The 22,719-nt window shown below is 60.2% G+C and carries 19 protein-coding genes and 4 tRNA genes; 2 read left to right on the top strand and 21 right to left on the bottom strand.

The features are described from left to right. Positions 1-9 precede the first annotated feature (9 nt). The 12 genes from oadA to recA form a co-directional block, all read right to left on the bottom strand. A complete protein-coding gene (gene oadA, locus K6T12_RS03640; protein WP_222219590.1) occupies positions 10-1,794 on the bottom strand; it encodes a sodium-extruding oxaloacetate decarboxylase subunit alpha in 1,785 nt (594 codons plus the stop codon). A gap of 62 nt (positions 1,795-1,856) precedes the next feature. Then, entirely contained in the window at positions 1,857-2,096 is a 240-nt protein-coding gene (locus tag K6T12_RS03635; RefSeq protein ID WP_222219588.1) for an OadG family protein, read from the bottom strand. 213 nt (positions 2,097-2,309) lie between these two features. Then, on the bottom strand, positions 2,310-3,779 hold the full coding sequence (gene thiI, locus K6T12_RS03630; protein WP_222219585.1) for a tRNA uracil 4-sulfurtransferase ThiI: 1,470 nt from the start codon (positions 3,777-3,779) through the stop codon (positions 2,310-2,312). An 84-nt stretch (positions 3,780-3,863) separates the two neighbouring features. Then, positions 3,864-3,940, bottom strand: a tRNA-Arg gene (locus K6T12_RS03625). 27 nt (positions 3,941-3,967) lie between these two features. Continuing rightward, a tRNA-Arg gene (locus K6T12_RS03620) sits at positions 3,968-4,044 on the bottom strand. 21 nt (positions 4,045-4,065) lie between these two features. After that, a tRNA-Arg gene (locus K6T12_RS03615) sits at positions 4,066-4,142 on the bottom strand. A 4-nt stretch (positions 4,143-4,146) separates the two neighbouring features. Further along, a tRNA-Ser gene (locus K6T12_RS03610) sits at positions 4,147-4,234 on the bottom strand. A 62-nt stretch (positions 4,235-4,296) separates the two neighbouring features. Continuing rightward, positions 4,297-4,485, bottom strand: a complete 189-nt coding sequence (gene csrA / locus K6T12_RS03605; protein WP_222219583.1) for a carbon storage regulator CsrA — start codon at positions 4,483-4,485, stop codon at positions 4,297-4,299. Positions 4,486-4,625: 140 nt separating this feature from the next. Next, the gene (locus K6T12_RS03600; RefSeq protein ID WP_222219581.1) at positions 4,626-5,864 is read right to left on the bottom strand and encodes an aspartate kinase; all 1,239 of its coding nucleotides are present in this window, start codon (positions 5,862-5,864) and stop codon (positions 4,626-4,628) included. A gap of 25 nt (positions 5,865-5,889) precedes the next feature. Further along, positions 5,890-8,487, bottom strand: a complete 2,598-nt coding sequence (gene alaS, locus K6T12_RS03595) for an alanine--tRNA ligase (RefSeq protein WP_222219731.1) — start codon at positions 8,485-8,487, stop codon at positions 5,890-5,892. A 237-nt stretch (positions 8,488-8,724) separates the two neighbouring features. Beyond that, on the bottom strand, positions 8,725-9,201 hold the full coding sequence (locus tag K6T12_RS03590) for a regulatory protein RecX (RefSeq protein WP_222219579.1): 477 nt from the start codon (positions 9,199-9,201) through the stop codon (positions 8,725-8,727). Between the two features lie 122 nt (positions 9,202-9,323). Further along, the gene (recA, locus tag K6T12_RS03585; RefSeq protein WP_222219577.1) at positions 9,324-10,367 is read right to left on the bottom strand and encodes a recombinase RecA; all 1,044 of its coding nucleotides are present in this window, start codon (positions 10,365-10,367) and stop codon (positions 9,324-9,326) included. A gap of 340 nt (positions 10,368-10,707) precedes the next feature. On the opposite strand from recA, the gene mutS reads away from it, so the two are divergent. Both mutS and fdxA read left to right on the top strand, forming a co-directional pair. After that, positions 10,708-13,284 carry a DNA mismatch repair protein MutS gene (gene mutS, locus K6T12_RS03580; RefSeq protein ID WP_222219575.1) on the top strand — a complete coding sequence of 859 codons (2,577 nt, stop codon included), beginning with the start codon at positions 10,708-10,710 and terminating at the stop codon, positions 13,282-13,284. A gap of 237 nt (positions 13,285-13,521) precedes the next feature. After that, positions 13,522-13,845, top strand: coding sequence for a ferredoxin FdxA (fdxA, locus tag K6T12_RS03575; protein WP_222219572.1), 324 nt, complete (start codon positions 13,522-13,524; stop codon positions 13,843-13,845). Between the two features lie 35 nt (positions 13,846-13,880). Here fdxA and rpoS read toward each other — a convergent pair whose 3' ends face one another. The 9 genes from rpoS to K6T12_RS03530 form a co-directional block, all read right to left on the bottom strand. Beyond that, the gene (gene rpoS, locus K6T12_RS03570) at positions 13,881-14,900 is read right to left on the bottom strand and encodes an RNA polymerase sigma factor RpoS (RefSeq protein WP_222219570.1); all 1,020 of its coding nucleotides are present in this window, start codon (positions 14,898-14,900) and stop codon (positions 13,881-13,883) included. Between the two features lie 54 nt (positions 14,901-14,954). Continuing rightward, positions 14,955-15,779: a peptidoglycan DD-metalloendopeptidase family protein gene (locus tag K6T12_RS03565; protein ID WP_222219568.1), complete on the bottom strand. Its 825-nt coding sequence runs from the start codon at positions 15,777-15,779 to the stop codon at positions 14,955-14,957. 13 nt (positions 15,780-15,792) lie between these two features. Further along, complete coding sequence (locus K6T12_RS03560; RefSeq protein WP_222219566.1) at positions 15,793-16,722, bottom strand: DUF368 domain-containing protein; 930 nt, start codon at positions 16,720-16,722, stop codon at positions 15,793-15,795. A gap of 10 nt (positions 16,723-16,732) precedes the next feature. Beyond that, a complete protein-coding gene (locus tag K6T12_RS03555; protein WP_222219564.1) occupies positions 16,733-17,401 on the bottom strand; it encodes a protein-L-isoaspartate(D-aspartate) O-methyltransferase in 669 nt (222 codons plus the stop codon). Then, a complete protein-coding gene (gene surE / locus K6T12_RS03550; RefSeq protein WP_222219562.1) occupies positions 17,398-18,147 on the bottom strand; it encodes a 5'/3'-nucleotidase SurE in 750 nt (249 codons plus the stop codon). The genes K6T12_RS03555 and surE overlap by 4 nt, the downstream gene beginning before the upstream one ends. Then, a complete protein-coding gene (truD, locus tag K6T12_RS03545) occupies positions 18,144-19,193 on the bottom strand; it encodes a tRNA pseudouridine(13) synthase TruD (RefSeq protein WP_222219729.1) in 1,050 nt (349 codons plus the stop codon). The genes surE and truD overlap by 4 nt, the downstream gene beginning before the upstream one ends. Positions 19,194-19,316: 123 nt before the next feature. After that, positions 19,317-19,613 (bottom strand): cell division protein FtsB, encoded by a 297-nt coding sequence (gene ftsB / locus K6T12_RS03540; RefSeq protein WP_222219560.1) that lies wholly within the window; start codon positions 19,611-19,613, stop codon positions 19,317-19,319. A gap of 78 nt (positions 19,614-19,691) precedes the next feature. After that, positions 19,692-20,987, bottom strand: coding sequence for a phosphopyruvate hydratase (gene eno / locus K6T12_RS03535; protein ID WP_222219558.1), 1,296 nt, complete (start codon positions 20,985-20,987; stop codon positions 19,692-19,694). A gap of 26 nt (positions 20,988-21,013) precedes the next feature. Further along, a complete protein-coding gene (locus K6T12_RS03530; RefSeq protein WP_222219556.1) occupies positions 21,014-22,651 on the bottom strand; it encodes a CTP synthase in 1,638 nt (545 codons plus the stop codon). Positions 22,652-22,719: the final 68 nt, after the last annotated feature.

The raw sequence follows: 22,719 nt of genomic DNA, 5'->3' as shown, positions 1-22,719 counted from the left end.
AAGCTGCCCTTACGCCAGAGTCAGTAGGCTGTCGCCAACCTGTACGGCGTCACCTTCCTTAACATCCACGGTGGATACGGTACCGGCACGCGCGGCACGCACTTCGGTTTCCATCTTCATCGCTTCGAGGATCACCAGTACGTCACCTTCCTGTACCGCCTGGCCAGCCGCTACCTGAACTTTCCAGATGTTGCCCGCCAGCGGCGCCGCCACGGCTTCCGCATCGGCCGCCGGAGCAGCAGCCGGAGCCGCCGCGGCCGGAGCAGCAGGTGCTACCGCAGAGATATCGCCACCTTCGGTGACCTGTACCACGTAGTTCTGACCGTTAACGGAGATGGTGTAGACTTCCGGGCCGGATTTCTTCGGTGCAGCCATTGCTTGTGCGTCCTCTAGTGTCGGTGCAGGTTCAAATGCGTCGGGGTTACCACGGTTTTCCAGGAATTTCAGGCCGATCTGCGGGAACAGAGCGTAGGTCAGAACGTCATCGATCTCGTTCTCACCGGCCATCAGCTGAACGCCTTTCTCGTTGGAGGTTGCGCGCAGCTCGTCGACCAGCTTGTCCAGCTCAGGCTCTAGCAGATCCGCCGGGCGGCAGGTGATCGCTTCGCCACCATCCAGCACTCGTGCCTGAAGCTCGGCGTTATATGACGCCGGCGCGGCACCGTATTCGCCTTTGAGGATGCCCTGAACCTCTTTGGAGATGGTCTTGTAACGCTCGCCCATCAACACATTGATCACCGCCTGGGTTCCCACGATCTGGGAGGTCGGGGTGACCAGCGGGATCCAGCCCAGATCTTCACGCACACGCGGAATCTCGGCCAGCACTTCGTCAAATTTGTCCGCCGCGCCCTGCTCCTTGAGCTGGTTCTCCATGTTGGTCAGCATACCGCCCGGCACCTGAGCCACCAGGATACGGGAGTCGGTACCGCGCAGAGAGCCTTCGAACTTGGCGTATTTCTTGCGCACTGCACGGAAGTAAGCGGCAATCTCCTCCAGCATGTTCAGGTCCAGCCCGGTATCACGGTCGGTACCCGCCAGCGCCGCCACCACAGATTCGGTGGCCGTATGACCGTAGGTCATGGACATGGAGGAGATTGCTGTATCGACACGGTCGATACCGGCTTCCACCGCCTTCAGGATGGTCATGTCGGACAACCCGGAGGTCGCATGTGCATGCAACTGCACTTCCAGATCGGTCTGCGCCTTCAGGCGGGATACCAGATCAAAGGCGTCGTACGGTGTCAGGATACCGGACATATCCTTGATCGCGATCGACTCGGCGCCCATATCCTCCAGCGTCTTGGCATACTCCACCCACATATCGGTGGTGTGTACCGGGCTCTTGGTGAAGGAGATGGTGCCTTGAGCGTGCTTGCCGGTCGCCTTGACCGCCTTGATGGCGGTTTCCAGGTTACGCGGGTCGTTCATCGCATCGAAGATACGGAACACATCAACGCCGTTGGTAGCGGCACGCTCAACGAATTTGTTGACGACATCGTCAGCATAGTGACGATAGCCCAGCAGGTTCTGACCACGCAGCAGCATCTGCTGCTTGGTGTTCGGCATCGCCTGCTTCAGCAAACGGATGCGTTCCCAGGGGTCTTCGCCGATAAAGCGGATGCAGGAATCAAATGTCGCACCGCCCCAGCTCTCCAGGGACCAGAAGCCGACTTTATCCAGCTTCTCGGCGATCGGGAGCATGTCTTCCACGCGCATACGCGTAGCAAACAGCGACTGGTGTGCGTCGCGCAGTACTACGTCGGTAATGCCCAGAGGTTTCTTTGCGTCGGACATGGGTAATGGCCTTCTGTCAATTTAATGCAAGTTTATTCTTTTCTAATCTGCCGTCTGTCGGCTCAGGAGCGGTACTTATGAACAGCTGCAGTCATCACTGCGATCAGCTCATCATTACTACTACTGGCTGCAGCCGGCTTCGCCGCCTTCGGTGCCGCCGCTTTTGGCTGCGGCTCGGGCGCATACTTGCCAACCACCTTGGACATGATGCCGGTAGCGAAGACAAGCAGGGTCAGGAAGACGAAGACAAATCCCATACCGAAGACCATCAGGTTGAGGCCTTCTGAGAAGAGATTATCCATCTTGAGGGGCTCCTATTTATTGATCAAAACCCGTGCAAACGGTCGCGATCGGTCACAAAAATGCCGACAACGGCCGCGAGGTTAAGGTTGTAAATGGCTCACAATTAAACCTGAAAAGCCAACCACAGGCAATAAAACCGCTGCTAATTTAGACAATATGACCATTAAACCGGGGATATTGTCGACAATAAACCATCAAGTGTCGCCAAGGCGTCATGCCTTGCCGTCACCATCCGGGCGATAGACCTTAACATTCAAATGCCCTTTATCCTGCAGCTGCTGGGCATGCATCTGGCTCATCACGCCCTTCTCGCAATACAGCAGGTACTCCTTGGTCGGGTCGAGGCCGGCAAATTCACTGTCCAACTTAAAGAACGGGATTGTCAACACCTCACAGCCCGGCAGGTTCAGCGGCTTGCGCTCCGCCTCATGAGGATGGCGCACGTCGACGATCACCTGGTTAGCCGCGACTTTGGTCAGCGCCTCAACCTGGGCATTTACGTTCACATCCTCGACGATCTCGTCGATGCTAATCACCTGGGTCTGCTCCAGCGCCCGTTGCAACACCTCGAAGTCGAAACCCTCCTCCTCCTGCTCCAGGCGATCACGCTTGGCATGGGTGGTCGGCCGATCGGAGATCACGCCACAGAACTCCGGCATCGACTTGGCGAAATCGTAGGTGCCGATCTCGGTCGCCTTGTCGATGATATCCTGCTTATCCATGGTCACCAGCGGCCGCAATACCAAGGTCTCGGTAGCCGCGTCGATCAGCGCCAGGTTCGGCAGCGTCTGGCTGGATACCTGAGCGACACTCTCGCCGGTCACCAGCGCATGGGCACCGATACGCTCGGCCACCTTCTCACCGGCCCGCATCATCATCCGCTTCAGCACCACCCCCATGTGGGAGTGGTGGACGCTCTGCAGGATCTCACCGACCACCTCTTCGAACGGCACGGTGATGAACTTGACCCGCGCGCTGGAGCCGTATTTCTGCCACAGGTAGAGCGCTACCTGCTTGACGCCGATCTCGTGCGCCTTGCCGCCAAGGTTGAAGAACAGGAAATGGGTTTTGCAGCCACGCCGCATGGTCATATAGCTGGCGACGATGGAGTCGAAACCGCCGGAGATCAGCGACACCACGGCATCCTGGCTGCCAAGCGGGTAGCCGCCCTGGCCGGGGTGGCGATCGGTAATGATATAGAGCTTGTCGTTGCGCACCTCCAGGTCGACATAGAGGTCCGGCTTATGAACGTCGACCCCCTTGGCTTCGGTGTGCTGACGCAAACCGCCGCCCACGTAGCGCTCCAGGTCGATAGAGGTGAATTCGTGCTTACCGCTGCGCTTGACGCGCACCTTAAAGGTCTTGCCCTTAAGCGCTTCGGCGTAGAACTGGCGGGTCAGTTGGAAAGCGTTGTCGAAATCACCGAGCGGAAACTCCTGCACCTCGATGAAATACTGGATCCCCGGCGTGCGCCCCATCAGGTCGACGATCTGCTCACGCAGCTGGGCATCGTCACCGTCACAGCTGACTTCGACCTTGTCCCAGTGACCGCTGACCTTGATCCCCTCATCGATTCGACGCAGCATCACGTTGAGGTTGTTCTGCAGACGCGCGATCAGGCGCTTGCGAACCGGGCGGCTCTTGACGGCAATTTCGGGGAACAGTTTGGCAATAAATTTCATCGAGTCGGACACCAGCAATCGGTCAAAATTGAGGGTGAAAATTATACCGGCTTGATGGGGGATAACCTAGCGGGGAAAGGAAAGTGGCGCGCCCGAGAGGATTCGAACCTCTGACCGCCTGGTTCGTAGCCAGGTACTCTATCCAGCTGAGCTACGGGCGCGTATACGAAAATCTGAAACGTCTGGAGTGGCGCGCCCGAGAGGATTCGAACCTCTGACCGCCTGGTTCGTAGCCAGGTACTCTATCCAGCTGAGCTACGGGCGCATCCAGAATGTTGTTTTAAAGTGGCGCGCCCGAGAGGATTCGAACCTCTGACCGCCTGGTTCGTAGCCAGGTACTCTATCCAGCTGAGCTACGGGCGCTTGATGGCGGTGAGAGAGGGATTCGAACCCTCGATACCTTGCGGTATACGCCCTTAGCAGGGGCGCGCCTTCAGCCACTCGGCCATCTCACCTAAACAACGGCGCGTATCTTATCGAATTGATTTTCAAAAAGAAAGAAGAATTTTGAAAAAATTTATTCCTGATTGCCATCGGCGGATTTTTCGCGCTGAATGCGCTGATAGATCTCCTCACGATGAACAGATACGTCCTTAGGTGCATTAACGCCGATACGGACCTGGTTGCCTTTCACTCCCAGTACAGTCACTGTAACGTCGTCACCAACCATCAAGGTTTCGCCCACGCGACGGGTTAGAATCAACATGGTGATGGATCTCCTTATGTAGTCCTTTTTCTTCCTGACCTATCGCCCCTGTTGACTCCAGGTCAGAAGTGCCGGCCAGGCACCACAAAGCCTGGTCCGGCGGCACGAATTTCTCGCTGCTCTAACTATAGACCAGCACTTTATGATTCGCTGACAGCCTCCGGGGCGTCCAGATCAAACTCTGAATGCAGCGCACGAACCGCCAGCTCCAGATACTTCTCCGCCAGTACGACCGAGACCTTGATCTCGGAGGTGGATATCATCTGGATATTGATACCTTCCTTTGCCAAGGCATCGAACATCTTGCTGGCCACACCCGCATGAGAGCGCATACCAACACCAACGATGGAGACCTTGGCAATTTTGTTATCTCCGGCCACCCCTCGCGCGCCCAGCTCCGCCGCGACACGTTGCAGAATCGCTTCCGCCTTGTCGAAGTCGTTGCGGTGCACCGAGAACGTGAAATCAGTGGTCTGATCGGCCGCCACGTTCTGCACGATCATGTCCACCTCGACATTGGCAGCGCTGATCGGCCCCAGGATACGGGAAGCGACACCCGGAATATCGGGCACCCCCTGCACCGTCAGCTTGGCCTCGTCGCGGTTAAATGCGATACCTGAAATAACCGGTTTTTCCACGGCTTCATCATCCTCAATGGTTATCAGGGTACCGGGCCCGTCCTCGAAGCTGGACAGTACCCGCAGCGGTACCTTGTATTTGCCGGCAAACTCCACCGCCCGGATCTGCAGCACCTTCGAACCCAGGCTGGCCATTTCCAGCATCTCCTCGAAGGTAATCTTATCGAGCCGACGGGCACTGTCGACCACCCGTGGATCGGTGGTGTAGACCCCATCCACATCGGTGTAGATCTGACATTCGTCGGCTTTCAACGCCGCCGCCAGCGCCACCCCGGTGGTATCGGAACCGCCGCGCCCCAGGGTGGTGATATTGCCGTGGCCGTCGACCCCCTGGAAACCGGCCACCACAACCACCCGGCCGGCTTCCAGATCCTCCCGCATGCGGGAGACCTCGATATCACGGATTCGGGCCTTGGTGTGTACGCTGTCGGTCAGAATCTTGACCTGGGAACCGGTGTAGGAGCGGGCGCTGATGCCGCGCTTATCCAGCGCCATACACAGCAGCGCAATAGTGACCTGCTCGCCGGTGGAGACCAGCACATCCATTTCGCGCGGGTTGGGCTGCGCCTGGATCTGGCTGGCCAGCCCGATCAGCCGGTTGGTCTCGCCGCTCATCGCGGAGACCACCACCACCAGGTCATGCCCCTGCTCCCGGAACGTCTTGAGTTTATCTGCGACCGCCTCGATCCGCTCCACCGAGCCGACCGAGGTACCGCCGTACTTCTGTACGTATAGCGCCATTGTATGGGTTACTCCGCCAGCTCGATCAGGAAAGCGCGGCTTCCACCAGCCCTTTCACCTCGTCCAGCGTCGCCGGCAGCGCTGCCAGGTCGCTACCGCCACCCTGCGCGAAGTCCGGCCGGCCGCCGCCCTTGCCGCCGATCTTGGCGGTCAGCTCGCGGATCAGGTCACCAGCCTTCACCTGGCCGGTGAGGTCCTTGGTAACCCCCGCCGCCAGCGCGATCTTGTCGTCGCCGGCCGCCGCCAGTACCACCACACCGCTGCCCAGCTTGTTCTTCAGCTGGTCGATGGTGTCGCGCAGCGCTTTCGGCTCGACGCCCTGCAACTGGGCCGCCAGTACCTTGACGCCGTTGACCTCCACCGCGCTCGACGCCAGGTCGGCGCTCTGCGAGGCGGCCAGCTTGGCTTTCAGCTGCTCCAGCTCTTTTTCCAGCTGACGGTTGCGATCGGCCAGCCCCTGCACCTTGTCGACCACGCTGTCGCGAGAGCCTTTCACCAGCGCGGAGATCTGACCCAGAGTCGCGTCGGTTGTATTCAGCCAGGCCAGCGCGCCAGCGCCGGTGACCGCTTCGATACGGCGTACGCCGGCGGCCACACCGCCTTCGGAAATGATCTTGAACAGGCCGATATCACCGGTCCGCTTGGCATGGGTACCACCGCAGAGCTCGACCGAGAAATCGCCGCCCATCGACAGTACGCGCACGACGTCTTCGTATTTTTCACCGAACAGTGCTGCGGCACCTTTCGCTTTGGCCGCGTCGATATCCATGATCTCCGTGACAACCTCGCTGTTGGCACGAATCTGGTCGTTAACGATCCGCTCGACTTCAGCCAGCTGCTCCGGGGATACAGCCTCGAAGTGCGAGAAGTCGAAGCGCAGCCGCTGGTCATCGTTCAGAGAGCCTTTCTGCTGAACATGACTGCCCAGCACAATGCGCAGCGCCTCGTGCAGCAGGTGGGTCGCGGAGTGGTTCAGCGCGGTCGCCTGGCGACGGACCTTGTCGACCTGCGGCTGAATCTGGTCGCCAACCTTCAGGCTGCCTTCGGTCAGTTCACCGTGGTGCAGGTGGTTCTTGCCCTCTTTGCTGCAATCGGTCACGGTGAAGTTGACGCCGGCAGCCGCCAGCACACCGCTGTCGCCCACCTGGCCACCGGATTCGGCGTAGAACGGCGTCTGATCCAGCACCACAATGCCGCTTTCACCCTGCGTCAGCTGCTCGACCTGTTGACCTTCCTTGAACAACGCAACCACCCGGGCACTGCCATCGAGCTGTTGGTAACCGGTAAAGTCGGTTTCACCCTCCAGCCGGATCGCTTCGTTGTAGTCGACCGAGAACTTGCCGGCGGCACGGGCACGCTCGCGCTGTTCAGCCATCTCACGCTCGAAGCCGTCCATATCGACGGTCAGCTCGTGTTCGCGGGCCACATCGGCGGTCAGGTCAGTCGGGAAGCCGTAGGTGTCGTACAGTTTGAACACGGTTTCGCCGGAGATCACGGTACCATCGAGGTTGTCGATCGCCCCCTGCAGCAGGCTCATGCCATGGTCCAGGGTCTTAGCGAACTGCTGCTCCTCTTTCAGCAACACCCGCTCAACCTGGGCCTGCTGTTCCTTCAGTTCCGGATAGGCGGCGCCCATCTCGGCCACCAGTGCCGCAACCAGCTTGTGGAAGAAGGCATCCTTGGCGCCCAGCTTGTTGCCGTGGCGGATCGCCCGGCGGATGATGCGGCGCAGCACGTAGCCACGACCTTCGTTGGACGGCAGCACGCCGTCGATGATCAGGAAGCAGCAGGAACGGATATGGTCGGCGATCACCCGCAGCGACTTGCTGTCCAGATCATCGGTACCTACAGCGGCCGCAGCGGCCTTCAACAGGTTCTGGAACAGGTCGATCTCATAGTTGGAGTGGACGTTCTGCAGCACCGCAGCGATACGCTCCAGCCCCATACCGGTGTCGACGGACGGCTTCGGCAGCGGCGTCATCTCGCCATCGGCGGAACGGTTGTACTGCATGAAGACCACGTTCCAGATTTCGATGTAGCGGTCACCGTCCTCCTCCGGACTGCCCGGAGGGCCGCCCCAGACTTCCGGACCGTGGTCGAAGAAGATCTCGGTACAGGGGCCGCAGGGGCCGGTATCGCCCATCGACCAGAAGTTGTCTTCATCCAGCTTGGAGAAGCGCTCGGGATCGACGCCGATCTCCTCCTTCCAGATCTTCTCCGCCTCGTCGTCGGAGTGATGCACGGTCACCCACAGCCGTTCTTTCGGCAGCCCAAGCACTTCGGTCAGGAAAGTCCAGGCGAAGCGGATCGCATCATGCTTGAAGTAATCGCCGAAGCTGAAGTTGCCCAGCATCTCGAAGAAAGTGTGGTGACGGGCGGTATAACCGACGTTTTCCAGGTCGTTGTGCTTGCCGCCGGCACGCACGCAACGCTGTGAGCTGGTCGCCCGGGTATAGCCACGCTTGTCGCTGCCCAGGAACACGTCCTTGAACTGCACCATACCGGCATTGGTGAACATCAATGTCGGGTCGTTGGCGGGGATCAGCGAGCTGCTGGGCACCACTTCATGGCCCTGCTGCTGGAAGAAGTCGAGAAAAGCCTGGCGAATTTCGGCACTTGTCATGTATTTCATGGAAAATAACCGTCGGCGTATCCGTTCTGATAAGCGCATCTGCGCTATGATTCTGGTCTGTCAGCGTACATTCAGACGCCGCAAAAATGGCGCGCATTATACAGTGCGGCTGAAAATTGTACGACTGTTTTTAAGCGAGCGTTTCAATACCGGCCGAACGGCCACTGTCACAGATCTCCCGGCAGCGCTACGCATCACCCCTCAGCATCGCCCGAGCGCCGCGCCAGATCAAGTAGGCCAATCCGGTTCGTCCGGTTCGGCATCCAAAGCGTAGCGCGCCTCCTCCATGCTGAAGCCTCGTTGCAGCAGATGGCGCATCTGTTTGGCCAACTGCTTGCGATCGCTCCTGTCCACCTGCGGGAAACGCCGCAGCCGGGCCTGCAACGCCAGGTCGAACCAGTCCGGCGCCTGCTCCTGCAGCACCTCTTCCAGCTCCTGCTCGGCGATCCCCTTTTGGCGGATATCAAAGCGGATCTTGTTCAGCCCCTGCAGCTGACTGACCCGGTTACGAACGAACAGCTCAACAAAGCGGCGATCGCTCTGGTAACCCTCGGCCACCAGTTGGTCCAGCACCGCTTCGATATCGGCATCCTGGTATTTACGGGCGAACTTCAATGCCAGCTCACGCCGGCTGTACTCGCGCCGGGCCAGCAGCCGGAACGCCTGGCCCCGTATCTCGCTACGCGGATCTTCCTGCTCTGACATTGACACCCCTCCTCGCAAAGACAACTGAAAACGGCAGACACGAAAAAAGGGGCCGCAGCCCCTTTTTAAACCATTTAATATTCAAACCCTGATGACAAGCAGCTTGTGCCCGCCAACCCGGCTCAGGACAGGTCGAGCTGTGCGCTCGGCTCCTCTTCCTTGGCTTCACTCGGCCGCGGCACGTTCAACAGACGCGCACGGATCTCGGTTTCGATCTCCTCGGCGATAGCCGGGTTCTCCTCCAGGAACTTGGCCGCATTGGCCTTGCCCTGACCGATCTTGTCGCCTTTATAAGCGTACCAGGCACCGGATTTGTCGATCAGCTTCTCCTTAACGCCGAGGTCAATCACCTCGCCCATATGGTAGATACCCTGACCGTACATGATCTGGAACTCGGCCTGGCGGAACGGCGGTGACACCTTGTTCTTGACCACCTTGACGCGGGTTTCGTTACCGACGACCTCGTCGCCCTGCTTGACCGCGCCGGTGCGGCGGATGTCCAGCCGGACAGAAGAGTAGAACTTCAGCGCGTTACCACCGGTGGTGGTTTCCGGGTTGCCGAACATCACGCCGATCTTCATACGGATCTGGTTGATGAAAACCATCAAACAGCCGGCATTTTTGACGCTACCGGTCAGCTTGCGCAATGCCTGGGACATCAGGCGGGCCTGCAGACCGACATGGGAGTCGCCCATCTCGCCCTCGATCTCGGCTTTCGGCGTCAGCGCCGCAACCGAGTCGACGACGATCACGTCAACCGCGTTGGAGCGCACCAGCATATCGGCGATCTCCAGCGCCTGCTCACCGGTATCCGGCTGCGATACCAGCAGCTCGTTAACATTGACGCCCAGTTTTTCGGCATAGATCGGATCCAGCGCGTGCTCGGCATCGACGAAGGCACAGCTCTTGCCCTGTTTCTGCGCTTCGGCAATCACCTGCAGGGTCAGCGTAGTCTTACCGGAGGATTCCGGACCGTAGATCTCGACGATACGGCCGTACGGCAGGCCGCCGATGCCCAGCGCGATATCCAGCCCCAGCGAGCCGGTGGAGACCGCCGGAATCGCCTCACGCGGCTGATCGCCCATCTTCATTACGGCGCCCTTACCGAACTGACGCTCAATCTGCGACAGCGCCGCATCGAGCGCTTTCTGACGATTCTGATCCATTCTATTGCCTACTCAAGTCAGGTGATGGAAATACTGTATGTTTGGACAGTATTATTCCATATCAGAGGTCGAATGCAACCCTGGCAAATATGAAAAATCATCAACCGCCCAACATGCCAGGCAACTGCCGTTAAATACCTCAACGTCCGTCCTCGACACTATCTCAGTCCTCGAAGACAAGCTGTTATATATCAAACAGTTAATAACATCCCAACCCTTCGAACAGTAACCGGCAGGAATCAGGTACGCTACGCATCGGCTGGCAGATCCCGTACAATATCGGCCCGTTATTTTCCAAAACCAGCCGTTCGAGCGGCCCGATTCAACACGCGAGACTCCCATGACCAGCCAGCCCGGCAATCTGAGCAACCATACGCCGATGATGCAGCAGTACCTGCGTATCAAAGCCAATCACCCCAACCAGCTGGTGTTTTACCGGATGGGGGATTTTTACGAGTTGTTCTACGACGACGCCAAGAAGGCCGCCGCACTGCTGGACATCTCGCTGACCGCGCGCGGCAAATCCGGCGGCGACCCGATCCCGATGGCCGGCGTACCCTACCACGCTGCCGAGAACTACATTGCCCGTATCGTACGGGCCGGCGAGTCGGTGGTGATCTGCGAACAATTCGGCGATCCGGCCACCAGCAAAGGGCCGGTGGAACGCAAAGTGGTACGGATTGTCACTCCCGGCACGCTCAGCGACGAGGCGCTGCTGGATGAAGCCCGCGACAACCTGCTGGTTGCACTCCACGGCCAGGACGAAACCATCGGCCTGGCGATCATGGATATCAGCGGCGGCCGCTTCAGCCTGAGCGAAGTCAAAGGCGAAGAGGCCCTGGCTAGCGAACTGGAGCGGCTCAAGCCGGCCGAGATCCTCTACAATGAGGAGAGCCTGTTCGGCCAAACGCTGAGCCACTGCAAAGGGCTGCGGCCGCAGGCGCCCTGGCATTTCGATTACGAATCCGCCGAGCGCCAACTGTGCCAACAGTTCAACGTGCAGGACCTGAGCGGCTTCGGCTGCGACCACCTGACCACCGCGCTCTGCGCCGCCGGCTGCCTACTGCAGTACGCCAAGGACACCCAGCGCAACAACCTGCCGCATATCCGCCGATTGCAGATCGAGCAGCGCAGCGAGAGCGTACTGCTGGACGCCGCCACCCGGCGCAACCTGGAACTGGATATCAACCTCGCCGGTGGCAAGGAGAACACCCTGGCGTCGGTGATCGACAAGTGCCGCACACCGATGGGCAGCCGACTGCTGCGCCGCTGGCTGAACCGCCCGCTGCGTGCCCGCGACACCCTGCTGGCCCGCCAGGGCGCGATCCGCTGGCTGAAAGACAACTACCAATACGAGACGCTCGGCGCCACGCTGCGACAGATCGGCGACACCGAGCGAATCCTGTCACGGGTGGCACTGCGCTCGGCGCGGCCACGCGACCTGGAACGGCTGAAGCACGCCCTGCACGCGCTGCCGGAGCTGCAAAGCCAGCTGCAGGGCCATGACGCGCCGCGCCTGGCCGAACTGGCCGACACCATCAGCACCTTCCAAAACCTGGCCAACCTGCTCAGCCGGGCGGTGATCGACAACCCGCCGGTGGTGATCCGCGACGGCGGCGTAATCGCCGAGGGTTACGACGACGAACTGGACGAGCTGCGCGGCATCAGCGAGAACGCCGGTGCCTACCTGGTCGAACTGGAAAGCCGCGAGCGCGAGCGTACCGGCATCCAAACGCTGAAAGTCGGCTACAACCGGGTACACGGGTATTTCATCGAAATCTCCAAGGGCCAGGCCGACCAGGCGCCAGCCGACTATATCCGCCGCCAGACCCTGAAGAACAACGAACGCTTCATCACCCCTGAGCTGAAGGAGTTCGAAGACAAGGCGCTGTCCGCCAAGAGTCGCGCGCTGGCCCGCGAGAAGGCGCTGTACGAAGAGCTGATCGAGATCCTGGCCCAGCACCTGCCGGAGCTGCAGGACAGCGCCGCCGCCACCGCCGAACTGGACGTACTGAACAACCTGGCTGAACGTGCCGACAGCCTGAACTACATCGCCCCGGCATTGAGCGAAGAGCCGCAATTGCAGATCCGTGCCGGCCGACACCCGGTGGTCGAGGCGGTAATGAGCGAGCCGTTCGTGCCAAACGACCTGTTGCTGGACAACGAACGGCGGATGCTGATCATCACCGGCCCGAACATGGGTGGTAAATCCACCTATATGCGCCAGGCCGCGCTGATCACCCTGTTGGCCCATATCGGCAGTTACGTACCGGCCGACAGTGCCACCATCGGCCTGGTCGACCGGATCTTCACCCGTATGGGCTCCTCCGACGACCTGGCCGGCGGCCGCTCCACCTTCATGGTGGAGATGACCGAGACCGCCAACATCCTGAACAACGCCAGCGACCGCTCGCTGGTATTGATGGATGAAGTGGGCCGCGGCACCAGCACCTTCGACGGCCTGTCACTGGCCTGGGCGGCAGCGGACTACCTGGCCCGTCAGGTTAACGCCTTCACCCTGTTCGCAACCCACTATTTCGAACTGACCAACCTGCCGGAGCAGCTACCAAACGTGTTCAACGTGCACCTGACCGCCGTCGAGCACAACGACCATATCGTGTTCATGCACGAGGTGCAGGACGGTCCCGCCAGCCAGAGCTACGGCCTGCAGGTGGCCCAGCTGGCCGGCGTGCCGGGCCACGTGATCCAGGATGCACGCCAGCGGCTGATCCAGCTGGAACAGGGTGCCACCGCCGAGAAACAACAGCAGAGCCCGCCGCCGCCAACCCAGAACGACCTGTTTTTCAGTTACGCGCCGCACCCGGCCATCGACCAGCTGGAGCAGCTCGATCCGGACGAACTGACGCCGCGCCAGGCGCTGGATGCGCTCTACGCGCTGAAGCAGCGGTTGAAATAGTTTGTTTCCAGTCGGCGGGGCCCTAAGGCGCCCCGCCTGGCAGCGCCGGACTCGCTGGGCGAGCGGAAGAGCAGTTATAAGTTGACAGTTTTGAGTTAACAGAACGTCACCGGCAAGCCTGGCGTTCTAGGGCAGTACAGAGGGCCACTGGAGTTGCCTGACGTACCGGCTAATCTCTCCCCGGGGCCGGGCTGGCTGCTAGACTGAAGCAAGAAACGTCAACGCAGGAGAAACGCCATGGCGTACGTGGTCTTGGAAAACTGCATCCGCTGCAAATACACCGACTGTGTCGAAGTCTGTCCGGTGGACTGCTTTTACGAAGGACCGAACTTCCTGGTGATCCATCCGGACGAGTGCATCGACTGCGCGCTCTGCGAGCCGGAGTGCCCCGCCGAGGCGATTCTGCATGAGGACGAGGTGCCGGCCGACCAGCAGGAGTTTATCGCGTTGAATGCCGAGCTGGCCGAAGTCTGGCCCAACATCACGGAACGCAAGAAGCCCCTCGAAGAAGCCGAGGAGTGGGATGGGGTGCCGGGTAAGCGGGAACATCTGGAGCGCTGAGGCTCCAATCCCGCAACAGAAAGGCTAGCCGCAGATTACTGCTGCAGCAGGTCTTCGCCGGACAGGCCGTTCTTTTCGACAATTTCACGCAGCTTGCGCAACGCTTCCACCTGGATCTGGCGCACCCGCTCACGGGTCAAACCGATCTCCCGGCCCACCTCTTCCAAAGTGCTCATCTCGTAGCCGCGCAAACCGAAGCGACGGGACAGCACTTCCGCATGCTTGTCAGGCAGCATGTCCAACCAGTGGTTCAGGTTACCGCTGATATTGGTGCTCTGAAGCAAAGTAGCGGGATCGGACGAATCCAGGTCCGGAATGGTATCGAGCAACGACTTATCGGAATCCTTGCCCACCGGAGTGTCCACCGAACTGACCCGCTCGTTCAGGCCGAGCAGCCGTTCGACATTCTCCACCGGCTTATCCACCGCGCTGGCAATCTCTTCGGCGCTGGGCTCATGGTCCAGCTTCTGGGCCAACTCCCGAGCCGCCCGCAGGTAGACATTGAGCTCCTTGACCACATGGATCGGCAGCCGGATGGTCCGGGTCTGGTTCATGATGGCGCGTTCGATGGTCTGGCGGATCCACCAGGTGGCGTAGGTCGAGAAACGAAAACCCCGTTCAGGGTCAAATTTCTCAACCGCCCGGATCAAGCCCAGGTTACCTTCCTCGATCAGGTCGAGCAGGGTCAGTCCCCGGTTGATATAACGGCGGGCAATCTTCACTACCAGGCGAAGGTTGCTTTCAATCATCCGCTTGCGGGACGCTTCGTCGCCGCGCAAGGCTCGCCGGGAGTAGTAAACCTCCTCCTCGGCACTGAGTAGCGGCGAAAAGCCGATCTCATTCAGGTAGAGCTGAGTGGCATCCAGCGTTTTGGCGTTCATCAAGTCCTTATGGGCCAGGCTGCCACGACCTCGGCCACTGTTAATGAAGGCTTCGGCAGGCGATTCTGCCACCTCATTGGTTTCCTCCGCCTGCTGATCCGTCTCGGCATCGTCAGAAACCGCTACCTCATCCTCTGCGTTCTCCAGCGCATAATCCTTCTCTAGATTTTCCATGTTCAACCCCCTCGTTTAGATGGAGCGTCGTCCGTCATCTGGACGTAGTTATTATTATTTGCGTTTCGGCAGGTAACGCTGCGGATTCACCGGCTGGCCATCCCGCCTGATCTCGAAGTGGAGCATATAACGATCGGTACCGCTATTACCCACCTCGGCGATCTTGTCACCTTGGGTGACTCTGTCACGCTCCTTTACAAAAATTCGGCTGTTGTGTGCATAAGCACTCATAAACAGACCGTCATGGTTGATAATGATAAGGTTTCCGTACCCTAACAAGCCGCTGCCCGCGTAAACCACCTCACCGGTAGCCGCCGCAAACACCGGATCACCCAGGCGACCGGCAATATTAATGCCTTTATTGATCTTACCACGGGTTGTAAACGTTTTTATGACACGCCCCTCGGCGGGCCATCTCCAGCGAATACTTTTCACCCTAGCAGAGTTCGTCGTCGACGATGTACTACTAACTTTTTGTGAGTCGGTATTCGTGTTGGGCTTATTTTTGTTTGGTTGCGGCGGTGCCGATTGGTTCCGTACTTTCGGAGCCACCGGCGCGGCCGCCACCTGCGTTGTGCGTTTTTGCTGGGTTTTGGGCGCCTGCGCCGCCACCGGCTGCCCCTTCAGCCGCAACTTCTGACCGGGATAGATCCGGTAGTCGTTATCGATAGCATTCAAGCGAGCTATACGACGAAAGTCGATGCCATAGCGCCAAGCAATTGAATAGAGAGTATCACCTTTGCGGACCACATAATGTGCCGGGGGTGGCTGACTTTTAACCGGGCGCGACCGGTCGGCCACGGGCACATACTGACCACCACCACAGCCCACCAGCAGTGCACCGAGCAGTAACAGCCATCCCCCTCGCCATCCGGCCACAGCGACTCCTCCGCTACTGCTTGCGCCACTCCAGCGCCATGACCAGCATAGCCCCCAGCGCCATCAGGCCGACGGCACTGGCCATGAAAGCCGGCTCGCCGGTCAGCGACTCATAGCCGCCCGGCAGCAGATTCTCCTGTACCAGCGCCACCTCGCGACCGTGCCGGTCGATGGTATAGGCGGTGGTGTATTTCCAGGGCCAGACCTTGTTCAGCGAGCCCAGCATGAAGCCGGCCAGCAGCGCCAGTGTGGCTTCATGATGGTGCTGGAACAGCCAGTGCAGTAATCGCGAAAAGCTGAGCAAACCAACCGCACAACCGGACGCGAACAGCAGCAGCAACGCCCACTCAAAGCCCTTGATCGCCGCCAAAATCGGCGCATAGAGCCCCAACAACAGCAGGATGAAGCTGCCGGAAATACCTGGCAGGATCATCGCGCAGATCGCCAGCATGCCGGCCAGGAACACCGTCAACGGGGTCGCCTCGAGCGAGATAGGAATCAGCGAGGTCACCAGGTAAGCGGTTACCACCCCCAGCAGAAAACTGGCTATTCGATTACGTTCCCAACCATCGATACAGCGCGCCACCACCCAGCAGGAGGCGAGGATCAGGCCGAAGAACAGGGCCCACAGCTGAATCGGGTATTCAGCCAGCAGATAAAGCACCAACCGGGCCATGGTCAGTACGCTGAACAGGATGCCGCAGAACAGCACCAGCAGGAAACTGCCGTTGACGTGTCGCCAAGCCGTCAGTGGCCCCTCGCGAAACAGCAGCCGCAGGGCCTGCAGATCGAACCGCCGCAATGAGTCGATCAGCTCCTCATAGATCCCGGTCATGAAGGCCACCGTGCCACCGGATACGCCCGGTACCGCATCGGCCGCCCCCATCAGCATCCCCTTCAAGGCCAACCACAGATACGCCGTTACTGAACGCAGCTGACTCATCACACCTCCATCAACGCAGGGTACCGCTGAGCAGCGGTACGAAGTGAACCCCTTCGATCACCTCGGTTTCGTAGTTATTTTCATCCCGCCGGCAGATCAGTTTGAGCTGTTGGCCGCGACTACCGCCGACCGGGATCACCATCCGTCCACCGACGGCCAGCTGCGCCAGCAGTTCGGCCGGCACCTGTTCAGGGGCCGCCGCCGACAGAATTCCATCAAACGGTGCCTTGGCGGGCCAGCCCATACCGCCATCGGAGTGCAGATACTGGACGTTGCGCAACGCCAACATCTGCAACCGCGTGCGAGCCTTCTCCTGCAGCGGCCGGATCCGCTCGACACTGCACAGGTTATCGACCAGCTGGGCCAGCACGGCGGTCTGGAAACCGGAGCCGGTTCCCACTTCCAGCACCCGCTTCAGGGGCCCGCCGGCCAGTAGCAATTCGCTCATCCGGGCCACGATATAGGGTTGCGAGATGGTCTGATTGAAGCCGATCGGCAGCGCGCTGTCCTCATAGGCCCGGTGCGCCAGCGCTTCGTCGACAAAGATATGACGCGGCGTCGCGCGCATCGCCTCCAGCACCGCCTCGTCGCGAATCCCCTGCTCGCGTAGCCGGTTGATCAGCCGCTCACGGGTGCGCCGCGAGGTCATGCCGATCCCCTCCAGCTGAATATTGTTCATAGCGGTTTCTCCAACCACTCGGCAACACTGTCCATGCCGGAATACTGGGTCATATCGATCTGCAACGGAGTAATCGAGACATAGCCCTCGGCGACAGCATAGAAGTCGGTCCCCGGCCCGCAATCGGCGGCATCGCCGGCCCCGGCGATCCAGTAGCGCACCTTGCCGCGCGGGTCGGCGCTGGCCACCGGTTTGTCTGCCAATGAACGGTGGCCCAAACGGGTAACGTGCACACCCTTGATCTCTGCCAGCGGCAGGTCCGGCACATTGACGTTCAGCACCGTGCGCGGTGCCAGGTTCAGCTCGCCAAGACGACCAACCAGATCGCGGGTGACCAGTGCCGCGCTGTCAAAATGCTTCGGGTGGTGGCTGGCCAGCGATACCGCCAATGGCGGCAGCCCCAGATGGCGCCCCTCCATCGCTGCCGCCACGGTACCGGAATAGAGCACGTCGTCACCCAGGTTGGCGCCGGCATTGATACCGGAAACCACCAGGTCGGGCGCCATACCGAACACCTCGGAGGCCCCCATATGGACGCAATCGGTCGGGGTGCCGTTAAGGCTGATGAAGCCGCTGTCGTGATGGTGCGGCTCCAACGGCCGATCGAGGGTCAATGAATTACTGGCGCCGCTGCGGTTGCGGTCCGGCGCCACCACCTGGATTTCGCCGATCTCGGCCAATACCCGGGCCAGTGCGGCAATCCCTGGCGCATAGACGCCGTCATCGTTGGAGATCAGTATTCTCATGCATCGTTCCCCCGGACGGGGGCTGTCACCTGGCATAGTTCACGCAGCACACTGGTGGCAAATGCACCGGCGGGCAGCTCAAATTCGAGCCACCATTGTCGTTCAGACTCCGCATGAGCTGCAAGTGCCGCCGGCAACAGTCGCAGGGCGCGTCGCTCCTGGTTCAGACCGAGCTGTTCCAGGCCGCCGAGCAATTCGCTCCAGGGCGCCAGCTGATCGCGCTCCCACTGACGGGCATCCAGCTGCGCCATCGGCTCGCCCCGCCCCCACAACGCTCCGGTCAGGTGCAGGTCGCGCTGTTCCAGGCGCTGCAGCAACTGTGCCATATCCTGCTCGGCATCGGCGGCGAAACAGCTGCGACTCCCTTCCAGCATCAGCGCATCGCCCGGCAACAGCGTCTGCCACAGCCCCTGTTCGATCCGCTGCGACAGCAACCGGTTGAACAGCCAGGAGCGCACCGCCGATATATAGAGGCCTTTTTTATGGCGTTGACGCTCCTTCAGCTCTCCACTGAGTAACGCCAAGCCGCTGTGCAGGTTGTTCCAGTCATTACCGAAGCGCTGCTCGCCGAAATAGTTCGGCACCCCGTTGCGGATCTGTTCCAGTCGGGCGACCAGTTCATCCGGCTGACTGACCTCGCGCAGGCGCAGCTTGAAACGGTTGCCCTTGAGCGCGCCAAGGCGCAACTTACGGCCATGGCGTACCGCCTTCAGCACCTGGATGGTCTTGCTGTTGAACAGCGTCCAGTCCACCTCGCGCTTAATCGGCACCTTGACGCTGAACCATTGCTCGGTCACCGCATGGCGGTCTTTCTTACCGGCATAACCCACTTCACGCGGCGTGGTATGGCAGAAGCGGGCCAGCTTGCGAGCCACCCAATCAGTGTTCTCACCGATCTTGCGGATATAGACCAGGTAGTGCTCACCCTCGCCATCGGGCTCGAACGGCAGCTGTTCGAACACCTGGAAATCTTCCGCCTCGGTACGGATCAGGGCGGTACCGGCCGGCTGGCCGTAGAGGTAGCTAAAATCGGTTGGCAACTGCATCACGGCAGGTATCTCCAGAAACCGTCCGAGGAGACTGGACGGTGCAAGTTAGCGGCGATCGGCGCCCCGGTGGTGTCCGATCCTGCACTCCAGTGCGGAGCCGCCGCAGCTTATGGTCGCCCCTTAGCGTTGGCGAGCCTGGGGTTGGGGGTCGACCAGTTGAAAGAAAGTTTCGCCTTCGCGGATCATGCCCAGCTCATTACGCGCCCGCTCCTCCAGCGCCGACAAACCCTTTTTAAGGTCCTGTACTTCCGCTTCCAGTTGCTTGTTACGCTCGCTGAGCTGCTCGTTCTGTAGCTGTTGCTGTTCGATCATCGTCTCCAGCTGCCAGATCTGGCGCAGGTTCGGCTCTCCGAACCAGAGCCGATATTGCAGCCCCAGCAGCAGCACAAACAGGATCAACATTAAACCACGAAACATCACAACCTCGATTCAGGACAGCTCGGCATCCGGCGTCAAAAAAGGGGGCCAACGCCCCCTTGTTCTGCCCGGTCGGCGTTACGCCTGACCTTTGATCTCCGCCAGGCCGTTGTATACCGCCTTGTCACCCAGCTCCTGCTCGATACGGAGCAGACGGTTGTACTTGGCGACACGGTCGGAGCGGCACAGCGAACCGGTCTTGATCTGGCCGGCAGCGGTGCCCACCGCCAGGTCTGCGATGGTGGTGTCTTCGGTCTCACCGGAACGGTGCGAGATCACTGCGGTGAAACCCGCGTCCTTCGCCATCTTGATCGCATCCAGGGTTTCGGACAGTGAACCGATCTGGTTGAACTTGATCAGGATTGAGTTACCGATGCTCTGCTCGATACCGCGGCTGAGGATCTTGGTATTGGTCACGAACAGGTCGTCACCGACCAGCTGCACCCGGTCGCCGATCTTCTTGGTCAGGCTGGCCCAGCCGTCCCAATCGGACTCATCCATACCGTCTTCGATGGAGACGATCGGGTAGTTGTCCGCCAGCTGTGCCAGGTAGTCGCCGAAACCTTCGGAATCGAACACCTTGCCTTCACCGGCCAGATCGTACTTGCCATCCTTGTAGAATTCAGAGGATGCGCAGTCCAGCGCCAGGGTCACGTCCTTGCCCAACTGGTAGCCGGTTTTGTCGATCGCTTCCTTGATCACCACCAGTGCTTCCTCGTTGGAGCCCAGGTTCGGTGCGAAGCCACCTTCGTCGCCCACGGCAGTGTTCAGGCCACGGGCCTTCAGCACCGCTTTCAGCGCATGGAAGATCTCGGCACCGCAACGCAGCGCTTCGGAGAAGGTCTTGAAGTTGACCGGCTGAACCATGAACTCCTGGATGTCGACGTTGTTGTCGGCGTGCTCACCACCGTTCAGGATGTTCATCATCGGTACCGGCATCGAGAACTGGCCGGCAGTGCCGTTCAGTTCGGCGATGTGAGCGTACAGCGGCAGGCCTTTTTCAGCCGCAGCGGCTTTGGCCGCCGCCAGGGAGACCGCCAGGATCGCGTTGGCGCCCAGGTTGGCCTTGTTTTCGGTGCCGTCCAGCGCCAGCATCTTGTCGTCCAGTGCACGCTGTTCGGCTGCATCCATGCCGATCAGGGCGTCACGGATCGGGCCGTTCACCGCGGCAACCGCTTTCAGCACACCCTTACCCAGATAGCGGGACTTGTCACCGTCGCGCAGTTCCAGCGCTTCGCGGGAACCGGTGGAGGCACCGGACGGTGCGCAAGCGGAACCGATCACGCCGGAAGCCAGGATAACGTCCGCTTCGACGGTCGGGTTGCCGCGGGAATCCAGAACCTCGCGGGCTTTGATATCAGCAATCTGTGCCATCTAATTCAACTCCAAGTACGCTCAACTCAAGAATTTTGTGTGCCAGCCTGCTGGGCCAGGGCCGCCTTGATGAAGCCGGTAAACAGGCCATGGCCGTCGCGCGGCGTGGAGGTAAACTCCGGGTGGAACTGGCAAGCCACGAACCACGGATGATCCGGCACTTCGACCACTTCCACCAGCTCACCGTCGACCGAGCGGCCGGCGATGCGCAAGCCGGCTTCTTCCAGCTGCGACACGTAGTTATTGTTCACTTCGTAGCGATGACGGTGACGCTCGACAACCTCGGTGCCACCATAGGCCTCTGCCGCGGTCGAACCTTCGGCCAGGTGGCACAGCTGAGCCCCCAGGCGCATGGTGCCGCCCAGGTCGTCCTCTTCACCGCGCGTCTCGACATCACCCTCGGCGGTGGTCCATTCGGTGATCAGCCCCACTACCGGGTGCTCCGCCTGGCCGTCGAATTCGCTGGAGGTGGCACCGGCGATGCCGGCCACGTTGCGGGCGAATTCGATCACCGCCACCTGCATGCCCAGGCAGATGCCCAGGTAGGGAACCTTGTTCTCACGGGCATACTGGACGGCGGCGATCTTGCCTTCCACGCCGCGCTCACCGAAACCGCCCGGCACCAGGATCGCGCTGACGTTCTTCAGGATATCAACGCCCTCTTTCTCGACCCGTTCGGAATCGATGCACTCGATGCGAACCTTCTTGCGCAGCTTGATACCGGCGTGGGTGATCGCTTCGATCAACGACTTGTAGGCGTCCAGCAGTTCCATGTATTTGCCGACCATGGCGATGGTGACTTCGCCATCCGGGTTCAGGTGGGCATCGGCCACCGCGTTCCACTCGGTCAGATCAGCCGGCTTGGCATCCAGACCGAAACGCTCGACGACGATATCGTCCAGCTGCTGGTCAGCCAGCATCTGCGGAATATTGTAGATGGTATCGGCGTCCGGCATCGAGATCACCGCCCGCTCTTCGACGTTGGTGAACATCGACAGCTTGCGGCGGGAGGAGTCCGGCAGCGGCTGTTCGGAACGGCACACCAGGATATCCGGCTGGATACCGATCGAGCGCAGTTCCTTCACCGAGTGCTGGGACGGCTTGGTCTTGGTTTCGCCGGCGGTGGCGATGTACGGCACCAGAGTCAGGTGCATGAACATGGCGCGTGACATGCCCAGCTCGGTTTTCAGCTGACGCACCGCTTCCAGGAACGGCAGCGATTCGATATCGCCGACGGTACCACCGATCTCGACCAGCGCCACATCCGCACCGGCGGCGCCTTCGATCACCCGACGCTTGATCTCATCGGTAATGTGCGGAATCACCTGCACGGTACCGCCCAGGTAGTCGCCGCGACGCTCTTTGCGCAGCACATGCTGGTAAACGCGGCCGGAAGTGAAGTTGTTGCGCTTGGACATCGTGGTGCGGATGAACCGCTCGTAATGCCCCAGATCCAGATCGGTCTCCGCGCCATCTTCGGTTACGAATACTTCACCGTGCTGGAACGGACTCATGGTCCCCGGATCGACATTGATGTACGGATCCAGTTTCAGCATGGTGACTTTAAGACCTCGTGCTTCGAGGATTGCAGCCAGAGAAGCAGATGCGATGCCTTTGCCCAAAGAAGACACAACACCGCCTGTGACGAAGATATAACGCGTCATGCGGAACCTGTTTATCGGTGGTTAGAAAGCGAGGAAATACAAACTCGAGATGGGAGTGCAGGATAGCA

Origin of the sequence: Marinobacterium arenosum, assembly GCF_019795155.1 — a bacterium.
Classification (GTDB): domain Bacteria; phylum Pseudomonadota; class Gammaproteobacteria; order Pseudomonadales; family Balneatricaceae; genus Marinobacterium_C; species Marinobacterium_C arenosum.
This window is presented reverse-complemented; position numbering and strand designations above follow the sequence as displayed.

Bases quoted from the DNA above. Each gene is read 5' to 3' on its own strand.
- oadA (WP_222219590.1), bottom strand. From the start codon at position 1,794: ATGTCCGACGCAAAGAAACCTCTGGGCATTACCGACGTAGTACTGCGC.
- K6T12_RS03635 (WP_222219588.1), bottom strand. From the start codon at position 2,096: ATGGATAATCTCTTCTCAGAAGGCCTCAACCTGATGGTCTTCGGTATG.
- thiI (WP_222219585.1), bottom strand. From the start codon at position 3,779: ATGAAATTTATTGCCAAACTGTTCCCCGAAATTGCCGTCAAGAGCCGC.
- csrA (WP_222219583.1), bottom strand. From the start codon at position 4,485: ATGTTGATTCTAACCCGTCGCGTGGGCGAAACCTTGATGGTTGGTGAC.
- K6T12_RS03600 (WP_222219581.1), bottom strand. From the start codon at position 5,864: ATGGCGCTATACGTACAGAAGTACGGCGGTACCTCGGTCGGCTCGGTG.
- alaS (WP_222219731.1), bottom strand. From the start codon at position 8,487: ATGACAAGTGCCGAAATTCGCCAGGCTTTTCTCGACTTCTTCCAGCAG.
- K6T12_RS03590 (WP_222219579.1), bottom strand. From the start codon at position 9,201: ATGTCAGAGCAGGAAGATCCGCGTAGCGAGATACGGGGCCAGGCGTTC.
- recA (WP_222219577.1), bottom strand. From the start codon at position 10,367: ATGGATCAGAATCGTCAGAAAGCGCTCGATGCGGCGCTGTCGCAGATT.
- mutS (WP_222219575.1), top strand. From the start codon at position 10,708: ATGACCAGCCAGCCCGGCAATCTGAGCAACCATACGCCGATGATGCAG.
- fdxA (WP_222219572.1), top strand. From the start codon at position 13,522: ATGGCGTACGTGGTCTTGGAAAACTGCATCCGCTGCAAATACACCGAC.
- rpoS (WP_222219570.1), bottom strand. From the start codon at position 14,900: ATGGAAAATCTAGAGAAGGATTATGCGCTGGAGAACGCAGAGGATGAG.
- K6T12_RS03560 (WP_222219566.1), bottom strand. From the start codon at position 16,722: ATGAGTCAGCTGCGTTCAGTAACGGCGTATCTGTGGTTGGCCTTGAAG.
- K6T12_RS03555 (WP_222219564.1), bottom strand. From the start codon at position 17,401: ATGAACAATATTCAGCTGGAGGGGATCGGCATGACCTCGCGGCGCACC.
- surE (WP_222219562.1), bottom strand. From the start codon at position 18,147: ATGAGAATACTGATCTCCAACGATGACGGCGTCTATGCGCCAGGGATT.
- truD (WP_222219729.1), bottom strand. From the start codon at position 19,193: ATGCAGTTGCCAACCGATTTTAGCTACCTCTACGGCCAGCCGGCCGGT.
- ftsB (WP_222219560.1), bottom strand. From the start codon at position 19,613: ATGTTTCGTGGTTTAATGTTGATCCTGTTTGTGCTGCTGCTGGGGCTG.
- eno (WP_222219558.1), bottom strand. From the start codon at position 20,987: ATGGCACAGATTGCTGATATCAAAGCCCGCGAGGTTCTGGATTCCCGC.
- K6T12_RS03530 (WP_222219556.1), bottom strand. From the start codon at position 22,651: ATGACGCGTTATATCTTCGTCACAGGCGGTGTTGTGTCTTCTTTGGGC.